This is a genomic window from Haloarcula sp. K1 (assembly GCF_001647155.1).
In the GTDB taxonomy this organism is placed as follows: domain Archaea; phylum Halobacteriota; class Halobacteria; order Halobacteriales; family Haloarculaceae; genus Haloarcula; species Haloarcula hispanica.
The window spans coordinates 927,742-946,605 of record NZ_LRHL01000043.1; the positions used below are offsets into that span (position 1 = coordinate 927,742).

Annotated in this window: 26 protein-coding genes; 11 read left to right on the forward strand and 15 right to left on the reverse strand. The window is 64.1% G+C overall.

The window, feature by feature from the left end; all coding sequences use genetic code 11:
- Window positions 1-41 precede the first annotated feature (41 nt).
- The 3 genes from AV929_RS18180 to AV929_RS18190 form a co-directional block, all read right to left on the reverse strand.
- Entirely contained in the window at window positions 42-611 is a 570-nt protein-coding gene (locus AV929_RS18180) for a GMP synthase subunit A (protein ID WP_004957654.1), read from the reverse strand.
- 68 nt (window positions 612-679) lie between these two features.
- Window positions 680-1,777 (reverse strand): ATP-binding protein, encoded by a 1,098-nt coding sequence (locus tag AV929_RS18185; protein WP_050036875.1) that lies wholly within the window; start codon window positions 1,775-1,777, stop codon window positions 680-682.
- A gap of 71 nt (window positions 1,778-1,848) precedes the next feature.
- Window positions 1,849-2,397, reverse strand: a complete 549-nt coding sequence (locus AV929_RS18190) for a hypothetical protein (protein ID WP_050036874.1) — start codon at window positions 2,395-2,397, stop codon at window positions 1,849-1,851.
- Between the two features lie 82 nt (window positions 2,398-2,479).
- On the opposite strand from AV929_RS18190, the gene AV929_RS18195 reads away from it, so the two are divergent.
- Both AV929_RS18195 and AV929_RS18200 read left to right on the forward strand, forming a co-directional pair.
- The gene (locus AV929_RS18195; protein ID WP_014040939.1) at window positions 2,480-2,824 is read left to right on the forward strand and encodes a DUF192 domain-containing protein; all 345 of its coding nucleotides are present in this window, start codon (window positions 2,480-2,482) and stop codon (window positions 2,822-2,824) included.
- Between the two features lie 196 nt (window positions 2,825-3,020).
- On the forward strand, window positions 3,021-4,529 hold the full coding sequence (locus AV929_RS18200; RefSeq protein WP_014040938.1) for a (R)-citramalate synthase: 1,509 nt from the start codon (window positions 3,021-3,023) through the stop codon (window positions 4,527-4,529).
- Window positions 4,530-4,613: 84 nt separating this feature from the next.
- Here the strand turns inward: AV929_RS18200 and AV929_RS18205 are convergent, their stop codons facing one another.
- The 5 genes from AV929_RS18205 to AV929_RS18225 form a co-directional block, all read right to left on the reverse strand.
- On the reverse strand, window positions 4,614-5,582 hold the full coding sequence (locus tag AV929_RS18205; RefSeq protein ID WP_050036872.1) for a hypothetical protein: 969 nt from the start codon (window positions 5,580-5,582) through the stop codon (window positions 4,614-4,616).
- 424 nt (window positions 5,583-6,006) lie between these two features.
- The gene (locus tag AV929_RS18210) at window positions 6,007-6,306 is read right to left on the reverse strand and encodes a HalOD1 output domain-containing protein (protein ID WP_014040936.1); all 300 of its coding nucleotides are present in this window, start codon (window positions 6,304-6,306) and stop codon (window positions 6,007-6,009) included.
- 99 nt (window positions 6,307-6,405) lie between these two features.
- A complete protein-coding gene (locus AV929_RS18215) occupies window positions 6,406-8,859 on the reverse strand; it encodes a bacterio-opsin activator domain-containing protein (protein ID WP_064288916.1) in 2,454 nt (817 codons plus the stop codon).
- A 90-nt stretch (window positions 8,860-8,949) separates the two neighbouring features.
- The gene (locus AV929_RS18220) at window positions 8,950-9,624 is read right to left on the reverse strand and encodes an HAD family hydrolase (protein WP_064288917.1); all 675 of its coding nucleotides are present in this window, start codon (window positions 9,622-9,624) and stop codon (window positions 8,950-8,952) included.
- 43 nt (window positions 9,625-9,667) lie between these two features.
- Window positions 9,668-10,129, reverse strand: coding sequence for a bifunctional nuclease family protein (locus tag AV929_RS18225; protein WP_014040933.1), 462 nt, complete (start codon window positions 10,127-10,129; stop codon window positions 9,668-9,670).
- A gap of 318 nt (window positions 10,130-10,447) precedes the next feature.
- On the opposite strand from AV929_RS18225, the gene AV929_RS18230 reads away from it, so the two are divergent.
- Window positions 10,448-10,993 (forward strand): hypothetical protein, encoded by a 546-nt coding sequence (locus AV929_RS18230; protein ID WP_064288918.1) that lies wholly within the window; start codon window positions 10,448-10,450, stop codon window positions 10,991-10,993.
- Between the two features lie 80 nt (window positions 10,994-11,073).
- Window positions 11,074-11,400 (forward strand): hypothetical protein, encoded by a 327-nt coding sequence (locus AV929_RS18235; protein WP_064288919.1) that lies wholly within the window; start codon window positions 11,074-11,076, stop codon window positions 11,398-11,400.
- Window positions 11,401-11,453: 53 nt separating this feature from the next.
- Here AV929_RS18235 and AV929_RS18240 read toward each other — a convergent pair whose 3' ends face one another.
- The 4 genes from AV929_RS18240 to AV929_RS18255 all read right to left on the reverse strand — a co-directional run bounded on the left by AV929_RS18240 (window position 11,454) and on the right by AV929_RS18255 (window position 13,030).
- Window positions 11,454-11,690: a hypothetical protein gene (locus AV929_RS18240; RefSeq protein WP_005537965.1), complete on the reverse strand. Its 237-nt coding sequence runs from the start codon at window positions 11,688-11,690 to the stop codon at window positions 11,454-11,456.
- 4 nt (window positions 11,691-11,694) lie between these two features.
- Window positions 11,695-12,084, reverse strand: a complete 390-nt coding sequence (locus AV929_RS18245) for a prefoldin subunit beta (RefSeq protein WP_004591484.1) — start codon at window positions 12,082-12,084, stop codon at window positions 11,695-11,697.
- A gap of 137 nt (window positions 12,085-12,221) precedes the next feature.
- Entirely contained in the window at window positions 12,222-12,731 is a 510-nt protein-coding gene (locus AV929_RS18250; RefSeq protein WP_014040930.1) for a hypothetical protein, read from the reverse strand.
- Window positions 12,728-13,030, reverse strand: a complete 303-nt coding sequence (locus AV929_RS18255) for a UPF0175 family protein (RefSeq protein ID WP_004517029.1) — start codon at window positions 13,028-13,030, stop codon at window positions 12,728-12,730. Before AV929_RS18255 ends, AV929_RS18250 begins: the two co-directional genes overlap by 4 nt.
- A 144-nt stretch (window positions 13,031-13,174) precedes the next feature.
- On the opposite strand from AV929_RS18255, the gene AV929_RS18260 reads away from it, so the two are divergent.
- Window positions 13,175-14,011 (forward strand): pantoate kinase, encoded by an 837-nt coding sequence (locus AV929_RS18260; RefSeq protein WP_064288920.1) that lies wholly within the window; start codon window positions 13,175-13,177, stop codon window positions 14,009-14,011.
- A gap of 60 nt (window positions 14,012-14,071) precedes the next feature.
- The gene (locus tag AV929_RS18265) at window positions 14,072-14,800 is read left to right on the forward strand and encodes a DUF2103 domain-containing protein (protein ID WP_014040927.1); all 729 of its coding nucleotides are present in this window, start codon (window positions 14,072-14,074) and stop codon (window positions 14,798-14,800) included.
- A gap of 21 nt (window positions 14,801-14,821) precedes the next feature.
- On the opposite strand, the gene AV929_RS18270 is transcribed toward AV929_RS18265, so the two are convergent.
- Together AV929_RS18270 and AV929_RS18275 are read right to left on the reverse strand one after the other, a co-directional pair.
- A complete protein-coding gene (locus AV929_RS18270; protein ID WP_050036867.1) occupies window positions 14,822-15,466 on the reverse strand; it encodes a hypothetical protein in 645 nt (214 codons plus the stop codon).
- Window positions 15,467-15,501: 35 nt separating this feature from the next.
- On the reverse strand, window positions 15,502-15,726 hold the full coding sequence (locus AV929_RS18275; RefSeq protein ID WP_008312705.1) for a hypothetical protein: 225 nt from the start codon (window positions 15,724-15,726) through the stop codon (window positions 15,502-15,504).
- Window positions 15,727-15,801: 75 nt separating this feature from the next.
- On the opposite strand from AV929_RS18275, the gene AV929_RS18280 reads away from it, so the two are divergent.
- The 3 genes from AV929_RS18280 (at window position 15,802) to AV929_RS18290 (ending at window position 16,630) form a co-directional block, all read left to right on the forward strand.
- Entirely contained in the window at window positions 15,802-16,110 is a 309-nt protein-coding gene (locus AV929_RS18280; RefSeq protein WP_004591489.1) for a 50S ribosomal protein L37ae, read from the forward strand.
- Between the two features lie 26 nt (window positions 16,111-16,136).
- Entirely contained in the window at window positions 16,137-16,271 is a 135-nt protein-coding gene (locus AV929_RS18285) for a DNA-directed RNA polymerase subunit P (protein ID WP_004517024.1), read from the forward strand.
- 107 nt (window positions 16,272-16,378) lie between these two features.
- Window positions 16,379-16,630 (forward strand): KEOPS complex subunit Pcc1, encoded by a 252-nt coding sequence (locus tag AV929_RS18290; protein ID WP_014040924.1) that lies wholly within the window; start codon window positions 16,379-16,381, stop codon window positions 16,628-16,630.
- A gap of 64 nt (window positions 16,631-16,694) precedes the next feature.
- Here the strand turns inward: AV929_RS18290 and AV929_RS18295 are convergent, their stop codons facing one another.
- Entirely contained in the window at window positions 16,695-17,297 is a 603-nt protein-coding gene (locus tag AV929_RS18295) for a metal-dependent hydrolase (protein WP_023843365.1), read from the reverse strand.
- Between the two features lie 75 nt (window positions 17,298-17,372).
- Here AV929_RS18295 and AV929_RS18300 point away from each other — a divergent pair, with 75 nt between their 5' ends.
- Window positions 17,373-18,014 (forward strand): hypothetical protein, encoded by a 642-nt coding sequence (locus AV929_RS18300; RefSeq protein ID WP_014040922.1) that lies wholly within the window; start codon window positions 17,373-17,375, stop codon window positions 18,012-18,014.
- Between the two features lie 17 nt (window positions 18,015-18,031).
- A complete protein-coding gene (locus AV929_RS18305; protein ID WP_014040921.1) occupies window positions 18,032-18,637 on the forward strand; it encodes a hypothetical protein in 606 nt (201 codons plus the stop codon).
- Window positions 18,638-18,864 lie beyond the last annotated feature (227 nt).

The window sequence follows — 18,864 nt, forward strand, 5'->3', positions numbered from 1 at the left end:
CTACGCGTGAATATAAAACCAGTTACATCACGCTTCAGCGATTACTGGCGAGCGACAGACTGCTGGTCACAGACCGACAGGAAGTTCTCGAACACTTCCTCGCCCTCTTCGGTGTGAGCGACCTCTGGATGCCACTGGACGCCGTATATCGCTTCGTCTGTGTTGCTCATCGCCTCGACGCCACAGACATCGGAGGTCGCGGTCCGCTCGAATCCGGGCGGGACTTCCTTCACTTCGTCAGCGTGGCTGGCCCACACACGCGTTTCGGGATACAGCGAGCCGAGCAGCGGGTCGTCATCATCGAGGATGTCCACCGTCACGTCCGCGTAGCCGCCGTACTCGCCGCCGCCGACCCGACCGCCGAGTTCGTCGGCGATGAGTTGCATCCCCAGACAGATGCCGAGCACGGGCACGTCGAGATCGAGATACTCGGGACAGTTCCCGATATCGTCCATGTCGGGGCCGCCGGAGAGAACAATGCCGTCGGCGTCGATCTCCTCTGGCGGGGTCGTGTTGTCCCTGAGTGAGACGTCGACGCCCATGTCCCGGAGCGCGCGCTGCTCCAGATGTGTGAACTGTCCGTGATTGTCGATAACGTCGATTCGGGTCATTACTGACGCGAAGGCTACGAAGGCGTATATATCTCCTGATGCGGTCGACGGTTCCCCCGCGTCCGGTTTCAGGGCCACTCTCGAAGGGTTTGGCGAACCCCGTCGAGAACTGTCGGGCCACGCAGTTCCAGCGTCACGGTGTTGCCGCCGTCCGAGGTCGTGAGGTGTACTGCCCCGCCGTAACTCTCGACGATCCACGTCGTCAGCCATAGCCCGATCCCTTTTGAATGGCACAGTTGTGTCTCTACGCCGCTATTGAGGACATCCCGTTCGTGCTGTGGAATCGACGGGCAGTTATCCCCGACGTGAACGAACACGGTTCGGCCGTGTTCTTCGACTGAGATATACAGCGTCGGGGTATCTTCGCAGTGAACGACCGCATTTTCGATGACGTTCCGAAGCACAGTGTCGAGCATCCAGTCGGCGTACACCTTCGACTGATCCGGGAGGTCGAGTTCAACAGTTGTCTCCGGGTGCGATTGCGTGATCTTTTTCGCCTGTTCTCTGACACACGGCACGAGGTCGATCGGTTGCTGTGCGCGACGGTCCGCGTCGAACGCGAACTCTATCTGCCTCGCCTTCTCCGTAGTGGCGATGATATCGTCGATAGTACCGTTCAACTGCTCGACGTGCGCACGCGACTTGGAGTCGCCACGCTCTGCTGTCTCCCGCTGCAGTTCGCCGAGATGCCCGAGTGCGACGTTGAGGTCGTTCCGGAGGTCGTGCCTGAGCACTCGAAACAACACCTCGTTGCTCTGGGTGAGTCTGCGCCGGGACCGCCGGAGTTCCAGCAGCCACCCGAACAGAACCCCGCCAAACCCGCCGACTGCGACCCCGCTCGCGAGTATCGACGGGATCATCGAGGACTGCGGTACTGGGGCGAGCAGCACGACGATTTTGATGAGCGTAAACAGCGCGATGCCCAGTCCGCACCACTCCGCGGCAGTCCATATCTGATCTCCGGACAGTCCACTCACCGGGAGCCAGTAGTTCGCGGCTACCAGGGCTAGCGCCGGTGTCAACCCCACGCTGAGGATGACCACGTCTATCGGGGACGGCCGGACGATAGCCATGCCGTGGGCGAGTAACGCGCCGGAAATCACGAAACCCGTTGCGACGACATATCCCGTCCCCAGCGACTGCTTCGTGAGCGCCGGAGAGGTCACTATACTAATCAGTTACTGTGTGCCTACTTATCCGTCTGCCACCAATTATCGGGTTTGATAACTGGGTGGCGCTACGAGTCGTCGTAGCGGTCAGCAGCCGATTCAAAGCCCAGTTCGGATTCCTCCTTAGAGCGGCGCTGTTCCCGCTGTGCAATGGCTTCAGGGTCCGGATTCGCGTCATCGTCGAGCCGCGCCCACGACTGATGAATCTTCGCGTGACACCACCGGCAGAGAAAGACCGTTATTTCGTGTGATAGCTCGTTGCCGCCTTCGCGGTACGAGAGGTGGTGTTCCTCTAGCAGCGGTCGGTCCTCGGAGTGGGCCATCCGCCGCTCTTCGAGTCCGCAACGAACACACTCCCGGTCGTGGTTCCGGGAGCGGAAATGCGGGCAGTCGACCCAGTCCCATTCCGGCTCCGCGTCTGCGTCCGCGTCATCGGGTGCAATCGCTGCCGGACAGCGAAAGTCGTCGGCACTACGGGTGTTGGCGAACTCGGGGTCGTGGTGGCCGTGTTCGCGCGCCCAGCGACACTTCCCCTCGCCGGTGACGAAGTCACACCGCTGAACGTGGTCGTATGGGTCGTCGACGCCGACGGACGTTCCCCCGGGAGCCTTCTCCATGCGACATAGTGAGTGGCCGTGCCCCCTCAAACCCTCCGTTCCGACAGAAGACTTTTTGCCTGCCTACGACTTCCGCGGTGGTATGCGTCTCGTCCACGACCCCGACGGCGCGGCTCGCTCCCTCGCGACGGAGGTGGAGTACGCCGAGTCGATGCTCGAACAGGGCCGGGGGCTGATGTTCCGGTCGTCGATTCCCGACGACTACGCGCTGGTCTTCCCCTTCGACCGCGCGAGCCGACAGTTCATCCATATGCTGTTCGTCCGGTTCCCACTCGACGTGCTCTGGCTCGTCGACGAGGAGGTCCAGGCCGTCGAAACCCTACAGCCCTGGCGCTCGGTCGGCTACGCGAACGCGGATACTGTCATCGAACTGCCCGGTGGCGCGGCGTCGGACGTTTCCGAGGGCGATACGGTCCGTCTTGAATAACGAGTCTCAATAGCATGGGTCGTGGTAATCAGTTCCGTCACCTTTTAGACCGTGAAGAGTAGAGTAGACACCACTATGTCGGAATACCCGACGGAGGATAGAGGAAGTCGCCGCGAGGCGGCTGGCCGCGAAATTCGTGGCGCGTGATGGAGCATCTTCTGTGAGTCAGAACACATTGTTCGAGGGGCACCCAGCGATGCGTGCGCTCTCAGATGTCGGTGAGGTACAGTTTCTCGACACGACACTTCGCGACGGTGAGCAAGCCCCCGGCGTGTCGCTGACGCCGGACGACAAGGCCGATATCGCCCGCTCGCTCGACGCGGCCCGTATCGATGTCATCGAAGCCGGGAGCGCCTGTACCGGCCCCGGCGAGCGCGAGACGATCTCTCGCGTCGCGGGGCTCGACCTCGACGGTACCGTCACTAGCTTCTGTCGCGGTATCCGGAACGATATCGATCTCGCACTCGACTGTGGTGTCGATGGCATCAATCTCGTCGTTCCGGCCAGCGACAAGCACGTCGAGCAGAAGGTCGGCACGTCCAAGTCCGAGAACGTCGACAACACTGTCGAACTGGTGGAGTACGCCGCCGACCACGGGCTCTGGGTCGAGGTCATCGGCGAGGACGGCTCGCGAGCCGACCTGGACTACCTCGAAGAACTGCTCGGAGCCGCCGTCGAGGCCGGCGCGGACCGCATCTGCTGGGCCGACACCGTCGGTCACGCGACGCCGGACCGCGCACTCGAATGCGTCTCCCGGCTCTCCGACCTGGGCCCAGTCAGTACCCACACCCACGACGACCTGGGGCTCGCAGTGACGAACGCTCTGGTCTCCATCGCGGCAGGTGCAGACCTCGTCCACGGGACGATAAACGGCATCGGCGAGCGCGCCGGCAACGTCGCCCTCGAAGAGGTCGCTATCGCGCTTGACCACGGGTACGGCGTCGAGTCGATGGCCCTGACCGAGGTGTACGACCTCGCCCAGCTCATCGCCAACCGGACCGGCATCCCGCTGGCTCCCAACAAGGCGGTCGTCGGCGAGAACGCCTTCACCCACGAGTCCGGTATCCACACCGACGGCACGCTCAAGGACGACTCGATGTACGAGCCGTACCCGCCGGAGAAAGTGGGCCGCGAGCGCCGCCTCGCACTCGGCAAACACGCGGGCCGAGCCGGTGTCGAGGCCGCCCTCGACGAGCACGATGTCGAGGTCACCGATGACCAGCTCTCGGAAATCGTCAGCCGCGTCAAGGAGATCGGCGACCGCGGCAAGCGCGTCACCGACGCCGACCTGCTGACCATCGCCGACGAGGTGACCGGCGACGCGCGCGACCGCCGGGTCGAACTGCTCGGCCTGACCGCCGTTTCCGGTTCCGACACGCCGACGGCGAGCGTCCGACTCGCGGTCGACGGCGAGGAACGCAAGGAGGCAGCGGTCGGCTCCGGGCCGGTCGACGCCGCGATGAACGCCGCCGAGGTGGCACTGTCCCACACCGCCGACGCGACGCTCGAAGACTACCACGTCGACGCCATCACCGGCGGAACGGACGCGCTCGTCACGGTCGAAATCGAGATGTCGCGCGGCGACGACCACGTCGTCGTCTCCGCCAGCGACTCTGACATCACACGGGCGTCCGTGCGCGCGATGGTCGACGCGATGGACCGCCTCGTCACCGACGACGAGGACCCGCTCGTCGCCGACGACTGACGGCACAGCACCTCCCGTTTCGACTGATATTCCGTAGAATTAGACGCCAGTGTGCCCGTGGACCACGGGGCCGATCCCGGTACGTTACTTGTGTCCGCGGCTGGCTTCGTGGTACTGGAACACGGTTTCCATGCCCTCCACCAGCGCGTTGAGGTCGACGCTGTCCGTATCGAACTCGCGGTCGCGCACGGACTGGTAGATGTCGGCCCACCGGTCCCGGAACCGGGCCTCGAACTGTTCGGCTTTGATTTTGTCGATGAGTTCGGCCTTTCCGTCAGGGTTTTCCAGTTCTTCGGGAGTGACGAACCCTTCTTGAAGGGCCAGCACGACGATTCCCGCGGTGTAGTCTCCCTCCCTGACTTCTCGTTCCCAGGTCGTGAGCCAGTTGCCGATGCGGGCCATTTCTTGCAGGTCCCAGATCAGGTCCCGGACCGTGCCGTAATCGGCGAGTTCGAATTCCGGCGAATACATGAGGTCAACGGCCGCGTAGGGGAACATTACCATGTTATGTGCCCCGTATGTTTCGGCCCCGCTGAGGTTCGCAATCCGTGGGTTCTCGTTGACGACGGCGCTGTAATCCATCGCGTTCAGCGTCTGTCGCATATCGTAGGTGAACACGTCGTAGAACTCGTCGACCCGGGGCGCGTCAGCTAGTCCCCCCTCGAACTCTCGCCACACACGCTCGATAAAGGAGAAATATTCCTCGCTTACCGCCGCACGGCTCGGGTCAACGGACGACGGATCCTGCACGAGTCGTCGGGCCTCTTCGAAGGTGTCTCGGTCCCCGTCGTTCTCGACGATGTCGTCCAGAATCGTGACGTACATCGTGAGTACCGTCTTCTGCGTCCGGACGTGGTCTGCGTGGTCCGGGTGGACGGAGGAGAGCGTGAACTCGGGGAACAGCGAGTAGATCCACTGCCAGAGGAATCGGTCACGCTCGCCACAGACCCGCTCGTACTCGTCTGCCAGTTCTGCAACCCGGTCGGGGAGACTGGTCGTCCGAACCTCTTCGAGAAGGTCCTGTGTATCGACCGAGGGTGACTCAACACTCATTGTGACTGTCCCCCAACGCTTGCACCCTGCATCTCGGCAGTGGAATAATGTTTGATTAACCGACTTTTGGGTGATTCTACTTCTTCAGATTGGCCGGTCACTGCCTCGACGCTCTTGCCCGACTGCGAGCCGGTTTCGATCAGTTGGTGTCCGAGGTCCATACATTCGAGAGGCGAAGTTGCGCTTATAGTGGTACTGACCTGTAGGGTGCTGGTAATGTGCTATTAACGGTATACTTACACAATTTTACTCCAAGTTACGTACCAGTTTTTCAATTGCTACTGCAAAGGAAATATCTGCTTACTGAACTTTCTCAATGATATTCAAATGAGTGAGGAAAATAAGGCGATAATAATGCACCTCTTGACGAGGGCCACGGGTAAGGGTACACAGCGCCAGCAGAACACCCGCACACGGAGTCGAGTTACGCTTCGAGTCCAGTTGCCGCCGAGACGTCGCGGGACGGTGTCACCAGCACCGAACGGTTCCCTTCGACTTCGATACGACAGCCAGCCATACTGAACACGACCAGCCCGTCAGGGCTCGGGGTGCCGTCCGTATCCGGACGGAACAGCCGGTCCAGCGCATCAGGGTCGATACAGTCACTGATTCGGTCATCGAGGTCGACGGGGTCGATACCCAGCGTGTCGGCCACAGCGTGGACGATGGTTTCGCTCAACGGTTCGTTGGGTGTCGGTCTGTAGACCAGTTTTGCCTGGGACATAGTTTGTCGCTGTTTGTCCCTTGATGAGTGATTGAAAAGGTGATTGTGGCTATACAGATACAGCCCGCCGGACTGGTCACTAATACTATAGCGACGGTCTCAGCTATCGCCGAACACGAGTTCGAGCAGTTTTCGCTCGCTGACGCGGAGATGCCGGTTGACCGTCGGCTGTGACACGTCCAGGCTGGCCGCGATTTCCTGGCCGGTCGTCTCCCGAGGCCAGTCGAAGAAGCCACTCAGATACGCCGTCTGGAGTACTTCGAGCTGTCTGTCGGTGAGTTGCTCCTCCAGCGCCGACCGGACTGTACTGTCCCGCTGGCCATTGGACTGTGCGCCGTCACGGCGCGCGATCAGTTTGACGTCCGCGTAGCGCTCGCCGAGTTGTTCGACGAACTGGCGGACATCAGTTTCGCCCGAGACGACAACTGTCACCGTGAGTCCGCCCGTCGACGTTCGGATCGATTTCAACCGCCCGCCCTGCTCCAGTAGCGTCTCCGCGACAGTCTGGCCGGTCACGACAACCTCATAGAGCCCGTCCAGTTGGTCGGTCGAAATCGCTCGCGCGGTGTCGACGCGAGCCATCGACAGCATCTGCTCCTCGACGACAGCCGGGTCGCAGTCCGAGATAGCGAGGAAGAGACGGATCGCACCGTCGCTCCGCTGGACGGCCCCTTCACAGACGACCGGGACGCCGACGCGATCCGAGAAGTGCGTCAAGAACGACTGCGGGGCTGACAGTGATAGTTCGAGTTCGACAGTGCCGTCGCCGGCCCGGCGTTGCCGGGACTCGACCTCCCGTATCGCGTTCGCGATGGTCTCACCGAGTTCGGCAAACACCTCCTGAAGCATCTCGTCGAACCCGTCTTCTTGCTCGGCGTACACCGTCAGGACACCGTAGACGAAGTCGTCGTATTCGAGCGGGATGCTGAGCGCCGACTGGAACTCGCGGGAGAGCGCCTCCGTCCGCCAATGGTCGCCTCGGAGGTTGTCAGCCACCGACGGGACGATAGTCATCGCTTCGGACTGTGCAGTCTGGACGGCCGGCGGCCCGCCCTCGCGCTCCAGCGACAGCGAGATGGCGTCCAGATAGCTGGCGGTGTCGCCCGCCCACGCTCTGGGGACGAGTTCCGTCGCGTCCTGTCGGCCGATCCAGGCGAAGGAGAACCACTGGGATTCGGCCAACTGGTCACACACGGCTTGTTCGATCTCCTCGGTGGTCTCCGCTTCGACCAGCACCTGATCGATCCGTCGAATGATCGCGTTGACCTGCTTGAGCCGCCGCAGTTCGCGGTTCTGTTCGCGGCGCTCGGCCTCGCGTTCGCGGAGCGTCGTTTCGCGGTCGACGCGCGCAAGCGCGGCTTCCGCGCTGGCGGCGAGCAGATCCACCATCTCTCGGGTCCTGGCGTCGCTGTGTTGCTCGCCCAGTTCGACGTAGAACACGCCGTGGTCTTCGAGCGGGAGGCAGAGCCGCTTCGCGTTCGCCGTGACCGGTCCCGCTCCGAGGTCGATGCTTTCGCCGGGGGCGACCTCGACGGCGCTGTCCTGCACGAACACATCCCACACTGTGCTCTGACCCGGCCCGACCGACGCGCTTCGGTCCGCTTCGGCGTCGCCGACGCTGCGAAGGGTGTTGTCGCTTCGGTCGAACAGGTAGATCTCCACGTCGGGGAGTTCCAGCACGTCGACGGCCGTGTCGAGTATCTGTTCGGCCACGGCTGTCTTGGTTTCCGTGTGCAGCAGCTTTCTGGTCGACTCGTGCAGCGCCGCGAGCGTCTCCTCGAACCGCTTCCGGTCCGAGATGTCCCGAACGACGCCGACCTGCCGATAGCTTCCGTCTTCGCGGTCGTACGTCGTGAACTTGGTCTCTATCGGGAGCGTGTCCCCGTCAGCAGTTCTGAGGTCCGTCGTCAGCGTCCCGACGTCGCGCTCGCCCTCGATGAACTGCCGGGACATCTCCGCGGCCTCCTCGATAACGGATTCGTCCGCCAGTAGCGTCGCGTTCGACCCGACCAACGTGTCCTTGTCGTAGCCGGTCATCGACTCGACGGCGCTGTTGACCGTCTGCATCGTGAACCCCTCGTCGAGCGTGTAGATGCCGTCCTCGATGGTCTCGACGATGCGCTCGTACTGTTCGAGCATCTCCGTCCGCTCGTGGCGCTCGGTGATGTCGTGGACGATACCCAGGTACAGTTCCTCGCCGTCCCACTGCTGGGGTTCGAAGGCGATTTCGACCCACCGTTCCGTGTCGCCGGCGGAACACGACGACGTCAGCGGTGTTCCTGGCGACTGATTGCAGTGGGTTCCGAGGTCAACGTCACGCAGATCCGGGCAGAACTCGGCTATCGGACGCCCGAACACGTCCGACGGGTCGGAGTCGAGGAGGTCACAGAGGTGATCGTTCCCGGTCCGTATCTCCCCGTCCGCGGCGGTGACGACCACTGGCTCGGGCATTCGCGCGGCGAGAGTCTCCAACAGCACAGGGGGAGACTGCTGTGCCGGTGTGTCGCGTGCCGCTTGTTCGTTCTCGTCCGTTCCACCGACCGGCTTCTCCATACCGTTTCACGGCACTTGCCATGGGAAAGGTTGCTTTCAGTATACGTACCAGAATGTGCTGACTATGTATCTGTTAGGTCCGGATACGGCTCAGTCGCTCCCGCTGCGTCGGCCAGCGAGCCGAACTACGTCTTCGAGGCCGGACACGTCGTGGTCCGGCGTCACGTCGAGTCGGGTGTCGGTCCGATGCGGACGACGGATGATCGCCGAGTCGATTCCGGCCCGGTGTGCCGCCTCGATGTCGGATTCGTTGTCGCCGACGAACAGCGCGTCACTGACATCGAGGTCCGCCATCGCCCGCTCGATGTAGTACGGCCGGGGTTTCTTCCGGCGGAGGCTCTCGACTGTCGGCTCGCGCGCCCAGACGGTGTCGAAGTAGTGACCGATATCGAAATGCTCGAACGCGAACGCCACGGTGTCCCGTTGATTCGATGAGACCACGCCCAGCGGACAGTCCAGTCGGTCGAGCATGGACACGTCGCTGTAGGGCTGTTTCTCGCCGGCCCGGATAAGCGCCCGCTGGACCGTGGTCAGTGCCTCGTCACGGGCCCGGAAGAACCGCTCGGGGTCGATATCGTACTGGGTACAGATGTCGGTGAGTTCGGGCACAGTCACGCCGATACTCATGGCCTCGACGTGGGCTGTCGACGGCGACGGCACGCCGAGTTCCTCGAAGGCCCGGCGCGCGCCGACGTAGTGTGCGTCCATGTCAGTCAGCGTCAGCAACACGCCGTCGTTGTCGAAAATGACCGATTCGTACCCCATCAAGGGTATCAAGGGCGGACAGACGCAGAAATGTTTCGTGTTCTCACAGTCCGAGGTCTTCGCTGCCGCTCCCACTCTGGTCGAACTGTTCCGGCGGTCGCCCGGCCTCGTCGATAACATCGTCTGTCACGACGACCGGACAGTCTACCCGGAGGGCAATCGCGATGGCATCCGAAGGGCGGGCGTCGAACACCATGTCCTTCCGCCGGTCGTCGGTGTACTGCTCCGCGTCGATCTTCCCGTAGAAGGTCCCGTCGGCCAGATCGTCGATACGGACCCGGTCGATGGCGCCCCCGAACTCCGTCACCATCTCGACCAGCAGATCGTGGGTGAGCGGGCGCTCGAAGGGCTCGCCGGCCATCGCCAGTTGCATCGACTGGGCCTGGTCCTTGCTGACGAAGATGGGGACAATCTCTTCGCGCGCACGGAGCAGGACGACCGGCGTGCCACTCCCTTCTTCGCTGACGCCGACGCCGACCCCTTCGACCGTGGCATCGTGTTCCATGGGCCAGTGTTGGGTTTGCGGGTATGAAAAGCTACCCCGGCGGCGGTTTCAGGGGTCTATCCTGTCCGTTATTCGCTTGGCCGACTCCGGCTACGCCTCCGTCGACCGGACCGACCGCGTGACGCGCACGCCAGCCATCCCGCCCAGCAGTCCAGTCTGGACGCGACGGCCTGGTGAGCGCACACTGAATCGCGATTAAACCGAATTAAAACGGGAAATAGAGCATCCAATTCGGATAAATTCGACTTAATTCGCCTTTTCGGCTTGCCCTCTTCATATGCCACTGGGCCAGAGAGACGAGCGGAGGCAACGATCACAATGAAACTCACTACGATTGCCGGCGGCTTGCTTGCCGTGCTCGTCATCACGGGCTCGGCGGCGGCACTCCCCGGCGCAGCAGGCGCACAGGCCGATGACCACGCGGACAACGCACAGGCGGACAACGCCGCCGAGCAGGCAGCGAACGAAACAACGACCGCAGACGAGAACGAATCGGGCGGCGCTGCCGAGGCAGCTGACCGCCGCGGCCCGCCCGCTGACGCCGGCCAGGCAGGCGACCAGCGCGGCCCGCCGTCGGACCTCCCCGGACAGGTCCCTGACTTCGTCAGCGAGATCCACACGCTCATCGGGCAGAAGCAGGCCGGCGAACTCGCGGGCGACCTGGGCGCACAGATCAGCGACCTGACCCCCGGTGACGAGAGCGACGGGGCCGTGAACGAAACCGAATCCGCGTCCGAGGACGCTGACGCGGACGACACCGACGAGGAGTCCACTGACGACGCGGATGCGGACGAGGACACCGACGAGACGGACGCGGACGACGAACAGTCCACTGACGACGAAAGCGACGACAGCGACGCGTAATCCCCCCCTGACCTGACGGCTCTTCCTTCGACGATCGACCAAGCGCGGTTTTTTTGCTTGCTGAACTCCGAGTGACGGGTATGGATGACACCGCCGAGTCCAGCGTCCACGCCGACGACGGACCCCGTGACCGTACGACTGCAGACCTCCTTGCGGGTGACGAGGACTCGTCGGCGTCGGAATCGTCGGACGGGGTGAACCGGAAGCGCGCCCTCCTGTTCGTCTCGCCGTTTCTCGCTATCGGGCTGTTCGACCTGGCCCTGCTACTTGGCTGGGGACTGGACCCGCTATGGGGATTCATGATTCTCCCGCCGATACTGTTCGTCTCAGTGCTGGGCTGGATTGCGTTCCGAACCGGGTTCGCGAGCGACCGGACCGGGGACCCAGCCGTCGAGAGCCACGACTGACGGTTCGCGGCGTCGGTAGAACACCGAGTGACTGCCCGCTCCGTTGCGAGTGCCTATTCTTCGAACAGGTCGTCGACGGCGGCCCGTGCGGCAAGGGCAGCGTCGTCCGCGACCTGTGCCTCGTCCTGACGACTGTCGGGCGCGTTGACGTACACGTCGACGTCTAGTACGCCGTCTTCGAAGGTGACAGTCACGTCGAGGTCCTCGACCGCGCTGACATCGTATCGCGAGAAGACAACGTCTTCGGCTGCGGTCGAGGCTGTCTCGACGACCTCATCGTCTGTCGGCATCGCCTTATGCGCCGCCAGCGCCGGGGCCGCCGGCCGGACCCGCGCCGCCTGCGCCACCGAGCATCTGCTGGAGCTCGCTCTGGAGCTCTTCGAACTGCTCCTGGACGCGCTCTTCCTGCTTTTCGAGCGTCTCGACGCGGACTTCGAGGCTGTTGACCTTCTCTTCGAGGTCGTCCTGTGCCTCGTCGAACTCGGTCTTCACGAGGAGTTCGCCGACCTCGCGGTACATGGTCGAGTCCTCGTCGATGTCGTCGAGCTCGTCCAGAGCCGTCTGGGACTCCTGGAGCTCTGTCTCGGCCTGCTGTTTCTGTGCGGCGACCTGCTGTGCTGTCTGCTGAAGGTCCTGCAGTTCCTCGAGCTTCTCCTGTGCTTCAGGCGGAAGATTACCCTGCATACCTCCAGAGTTGGGTGCCGCACTGTTAAACCCACGCTTTCAAGTCCAGCAGCGGGGTGGCAAGGGGCTGAGAGCACAGTCGTTCTGTCGAAAACCCGGCGCTAAAAGACATGAACCCACTATTCGCGGCAGTGAACTCAGGCGACCTCTCCAACCGCCCGCTCCCGTAGCTCCCCGGTCAGGTGCATCCCGTGTTGATCAATCCGCCTGACGATCCGCTTCGCCTGGGTCGGTTTGAGGTACTTGTCCTCGATAGCGGCCCGGACCACGACGCCGAAACTGCTCGTCACCTCTGCCCCCAGGCCCTGCGCCATCCGGCGGACAGTGCGGTCCTCGGAGACGACGGCCACGGCGGAGCGGTCGTCGCTGTCGCGGTGGGCTAGCACGCCGGCGAGCACCGTCACAGCGGCTCCGAGATCGGAATCGCCGAGCAGGGACTCGGCCTGGTCGACGTAGTCCTCGTCGACGCCGGTGTCGATGCCGTTCTCGCGGTACTCGGTCAGGTTCGTTGCGGTCGGTTCGACCTGGACCTCGTCGATGACGGGCTCGGGAATGACGATGTCGCCGTCGAACGCGTCCAGCAGCGACAGTTCCCCCACCTGTCCCAGCGAGTACAGCGACGTCGGCCCGACGTAGATGCGGGTCATAGCTCCGCGGCCGTGTCGGCGTCGAGCTCCAAGTCGGACAGCTCAAGCTGCGTCGTCAGGTTTCGCTCGCGGGCCACGTCGAGCCACTCGGCGATGGAGAGGTCCGCAAGCTGTGCGGCTTCGGCCGCCGACACGTCGCCGGACTGGTACTGCTCGACGGCGACGCGGAGCCGGAGCGTTTCCAGTCCCTCCCGCAGGGCTTTCCGAATCGTGGTCGACCGGTCCTCGGAGAGCAACTCGGCGACGTCGTCCAGTTCGTCTTTCTCTTCACTCGGGAGCCGCGCGCTGATTGTCGGCATGTTTTCACAGTCATCTCGTGTAAACATACATCAAACTACGGGTCGGAGAATCGCCTGTCGGTCTCCTGAAACTCTGGGCGGAGCGTGTGCGGACGGAGCGGGCGACCACCAATCCTTAACGCCACTGGGTCCCACGAGGAGGCAATGACCGACGAAGCACACGCGTTCGTCCCCGGCCACATCACGGGCTTTTTTACCGTTGACCGTGGCGATGACCCGATCGAGACCGGCTCCCGCGGCGGCGGGCTGGCCCTGTCTGACGGCGTTTCTGTTACCGTCAGCCGCGGGGCTGAAACCAAGATAACGCTGAACGGCGAGGAAATCGAGGTGGAAGCCGTCGAGCGAGTGCTGGACGCGCTGCGAACCACGGCGACTGTCACTGCTGAAACGCCGCTCCCGCTCGGGTCGGGCTTCGGCGTCTCCGGCGCGCTGGCGCTTGGCACCGCACTGGCGGCCAATGCCGTCTTCGGCCACGGGCTCTCGTACAACGAACTGGTGACCATCGCCCACGGCGCGGAGGTCCAGGCCGGTTCCGGGCTCGGCGACGTTGTCGCGCAGGCCCGCGGCGGCGTGCCGCTCCGGCTCGAACCCGGCGGGCCGCAGTTCAACTATCTCGACGCCATTCCGGCCCGCAGCCGCATCGAGTACGTCACACTCGGGGAGCTATCGACGGCGGATGTCGTCGGCGGCGACACGGAAACGCTGACGGCCGCCGGCGAACGTGCACTCTCGACCGTCGTCAAAGAGCCGAAGCTATCGACGTTTATGAAGGCCTCCCGGCAGTTCTCCCGCGAGGCTGACCTCCTGACGCCGGAGGTGAAAGGCGTCATCGACGATGTGGCCGAGGCGGGCGGGGACGCCGCGATGGCGATGCTCGGCGAGACAGTGTTTGCGCTGGGGACCGGCCTCACCGACGCGGGCTACGATGCGACCGTCGCCGCTATCTATCCACCCGGTGCGACCATCGAAGACGAGGGCTGACCACACGTCGCAAAACCACCGAACCGGCTTCCTTATCAGCGCGCAGCCGTAGCCACAGCTATGGACTGTCGGCAGTGTGCCACGCCGCTCGACCGACCGGGCGACTACTGCCTGGTCTGTCACACTGCCAATACGGACGCCGTCGTCCTCGAACTCGACCGCGAGCGGGCGACAGTGACCTCGCTGCTGGACGGGTCGGTCGTCGGCCAGCGGACGGTGACGACGACGCCGGAGGGCGAGGGGAGCGACGAAACGGTCGTCGTCGAGCTCCGCAACTTCGCCGGCCTCGTCGCGGACGAGGTGCGACGGAAACGACCGGAGGAGGTGTACGTCACGGGCGACCGCGACGTCATCGCCGCCGTCCGCCCGCAACTGCACTACGAGTTCTTCCGCGTCGAGGGCGACGACCCGGTTCAGCGGGTCATCGACCGCCAGGGCGAGCCCGCGCTGGAAGTGGTCGACGCCGCGCCCTCGGAGAAACTCGGCGGGAGCCACTCGACGCTCATCGGCGGCCGGTCGGGCCAGCGAGTCATCCAGACCGTCGCCGGCCACCCCCACGTCAAGAAGGTCATCCCCGGTCCCATCGACGCTGGCGGCGCGAGTTCGCCGACGGGCGTCCGGGCGAAGGCGACCCGCGCCGACGCCAACGGCAACGTCCGGGTGCTCATCCGCGACGGCTCAAGCGTCCAGGAGAACCGCGTTGTCACGACGGCCGGCGACCGCGAACTGGGCGAACACGTCCGGGCCGATCTGAACGAGGCACTCAAGGAAGCCGAACTGCAGGAGTAGCACCCGCGCCGGGACCGGTTGTCACGCCACGACAACGCCGACAACGAGCACAGCGGCTACCGCGGCTCCAACGACACCAGTCCGGTGAACAGCCGGTAACGCCGTCCGCACGTCGAGTACCATCGGACCTGCATGGAGCGCGGCGAGCGCCAGATAGCCGGTCGGGGCGACCAGCGGAAACGCGACGGCCCCGATAGTCAGCAGACAGAGGCCGACGACGCCCGCTCCGAGGTAGCCGCGTCCGCGCGCGGGCTGACCCGCCCCTTTCAGAACGCCGCCGGTCCAGCAGTAGCCGATGGCCGTCGCGCCGACCCACGCGTGCCAGTACGCCAGTTGTTCGGGGACGACACTGAGGAGGCCGCCGACCGTCAGCGCCGTCGCAGTGGTGTTGACCGTTCCCCAGGCGAGCATCGCGTCGGAGAAGCGGACCGAGTCCGGTGCGTGCAGGACCGTCAGGCCGACGAAGCCGCCGATCAAGACGACCCACAGCACCGTTGCGAGCAGCTGGCCGTTGGCGTGGTCGAGCCAGGTGAGCGCCTGGGTGCCGCCCCAGCCGAGCAGTCCGGCTGCTGCGCCCGAGAGCAAGAACTCCGAGGCCGTAAGCCGCCCGCTCGTGGCCGGTGCGACCCGCTGGAGGCGACTTCGAAGCCCGTCGAACGCTGCCATCGACCGACGGTTTGCCCGCCTCCCTCTTGAGTTCTCTAGGCTAGCTCCGCGGTCAGCAGGAGAATGCTGGGCGCGACGAGCAGGACCATACCGGCGAGTATCAGCACTGCCGGCACGACGAGCAGTCCCATCTCGGTGAACAGCCACAGCCCGAGCCCGCCCAGCAGCGCGACGAGACCGACGATTCGCACGAGCCATGTGACGATACCCTCGAACCCGGAGTCCGCGACGAGGTCGACGACGTCGAGTAGCTCGTCCATGTCAGTCGGTCGTTGCCGGCCGGGCCTGTTAATCCCTGTGGCCGTCGGTCGACCGGGCCGCATCTCGAAGGCCTTATGTGGCCGCTCGGCGGACAACAGACCACTATGGCTAGCAAGAGCGGAAAGACCGGCAGCTCGGGCCGTTTCGGCGCTCGCTACGGTCGCGTGTCCCGACGCCGCGTCGCGGAGATCGAATCGGAGATGAACGAGGACCACGCCTGTCCGAACTGCGGCGAAGACCGAGTCGACCGCCAGGGGACGGGCATCTGGCAGTGCAGCTACTGTGACTACAAGTTCACCGGCGGCAGCTACAAGCCGGAGACGCCTGGCGGCAAGACCGTCCGACGCTCCATTCGGGCCGCACTGTCCGAAGACGAGGAGTAAAGGACCCCCGTTCCAATCTCTCAACTATGAGCTACAAGTGTTCACGCTGTAAGCGCGACGTGACGCTGGACGAGTACGGCGGCGTTCGCTGCCCGTACTGCGGACACCGCGTCCTGCTGAAGGAGCGGTCACCCGACGTCAAAGAGATCAACGTCAACTGAGACTGTCGGTACGCCGTTGACGGTCGACGGCCGACTGCGCCACGTTGCAAACGGCTTTTCTGGGGCAGTCCCGCGACTGATACGACGACGCTCCCATTTCGAACAGTATGACTGCACCACATCGGACCCACCTGACTGCGGAGTACGACAACGCCGACCGGGCTCGCGCCATCGAGCGGAGCATCCGTCCCGAAATCGACGACATCGAGGGGGACCGAACGACGGCGCGCCTCAGCCGGGACGGACAGCGGGTCGAACTCACGGTCGAGGCGAGTGATCTCGTCGCACTGCGGGCCGGAATCAACACATGGCTGACGCTACGCGGCGTCGCTGAAGACGCTGTCGCGGGACCGCAGTGAGGAAAGCGGCGCGGAAATAACGGCGGCGTCACAGAAATATCGGAAACGGGTCAGTAGCCGAGCGCTACTGCCGGTAACGGTCCGGGACGTGGGCCGAGATCGACTCGGGAACGTTGCCGAACACGACCGGGGCCAGGGTTGCCAGTCGACGCCGGAGGAGGCTGTACGTCGCACCGGTGACGAGGGCCGCGGCGACGACCCACCGGAACGGCCCGTCTAGAACGACGAACAGCGGCGAACCCACGAGTACCATCAGCCCCACATCCGACGGTGCACCGTCGTACTGTATCCATCGCTTGGGCGACCGCCATTGCCCGCGGACGTGGTCGTACACGGCGCGTTCGGACGTGCCTTCCCACGGGCGGAGTTCAAGGCCGCCGCCGTACCGGTCCATCCGGCAGTGGAGGGCAGCGCCCAGCAGTACGAACGTGAGCGCGACGAGCAGCGGTGTCTGGAGGATAGCGGCGAACCCGGCGGTCGGGAGCGCCGCGAGCGTGTACCCGCTTGGGTAATGCAGCGTACGCCGATGGCCCGAGTACAGGTCGAGGTCGGGCAAAACGCCACCGACGAGGCCGCCAGCGAGCGCTACTGCGGCGTGGTCTGGCGCAAGGACGAGCAGCGGTGTCGCGATTGCGAGCCCCGCTATCGCGTGCGTCGGCAGCATCATATACCTGTACAAGGGGCCGTAGCCGGTATAAACACGTCGCTGGGTTTATTCTCCGTCGTACCCCAGTCCACTGCAATGAGCGATGGTGCCGGCCGTCCCGACAGCAGTCTCGGGGCTATCGACCTCGATGACACGTTCGAGAAGCTCTTTCGTGACGGGCGAACCAACGCGATCATCGCGTGGGTGCTCGTCGCGATTCTCACGGCTGTGTTCGTCGAAAGCGTCCTCGATATCGACTACCAGTGGATACTGCTCGTCGGTGTCGTCGGCTTCGTCGTCCTCGTGCCGCCGGTGGCGTTCCGCGAGTGGCGCGTCATGCTGCCCTGGGAACTGCTCTTTCTCGCCTGCCTGCCGATCCTGGTCCGCGGCCTCGTCGGGGGGACGGTCGGAACCTTTGCCACGTATCTCTCGCTGGCAGCGCTGTCGCTACTCGTCATCGTGGAACTGCATATGTTCACCGAGCTGGAAGTCACACACTGGTTCGCCGTCTGTCTCGTCGTCTTGACGACACTCGCCGCCGTGGCGGCCTGGACGGTGTTCCGGTGGAACGCCGACCGGTTTCTCGGGACGTCGTATCTCACGACCAACGAGGCGCTGATGACCGAGTGGCTGTACGTCACCCTCGCCGGACTCGCCGCGGGTGTGTTGTTCGATGGCTACTTCAGACGGCGGGACCGCCGCCTCTGGCGTGGTCTCCGACGGATGGTGCGGCGATGAGGCTGCCCCGACCGTCGATGCGGAACCAGCGGCGGATCACCCGCGCGATGCAACTCGTCTTGCTCGGGCTGGTCGGCTACGGCATCGTCGCCGGCCAACCGAAGCCGATCACGAACGGCGGTATCGGCCTGCTCGTCACGTTTCTCCCCGCAGTGATGCGGCGAAACTACAATCTGGCCCTGGACCCGTGGCTCGCCCTCTGGATCACGACCGCGGTGTTCCTGCACACCCTCGGGTCGGCCGGGCTCTACGGACAGATCGGCTGGTGGGACCACCTCACCCACGCGATGTCAGCCTCGCTCATCGCCGCGTTCGGGTACACGACGGCCCGGACCATCGACCTCCACAACGATTCGATTCACATCCCCAAGCGCGTCTTCTTCGTGTACATCTTCGTCGTCGTGCTGTCCTTCGGCGTGATCTGGGAACTGTTCGAGTTCGCGCTCGACATCGTCGCCACCGAAACGGGTGTCACGATGCCGCTGGCGCAACACGGCCTCGATGACACGGTCCGGGACACGATGTTCAATTCGCTCGGGGCGTTGCTGGTCGCGGCGTTCGGACAGGCTCATCTCACTGACGTCGCCGAGACCCTCCGGGAGCGGCTGTTCGTGCTCGACTGACGCCGAAGCGTCACCGGCCCCGTTACCCGGGTGACAGCTAACGGGGACGTGGTGGCTAAATACGGTGCGTCATCGGTCCGAGCGTTCTCTGTCCGATGGGCTACGACAGGAACCGTGTGTTATCCCCGATGGGGTAGCCACTGTGTCGGCGAACGTGTCGGATCGTTGTCTGGAGCCGCTGTGGCATCGTGTTCAGATAAGCTGATTCCATGCGAAGCTGAACGATC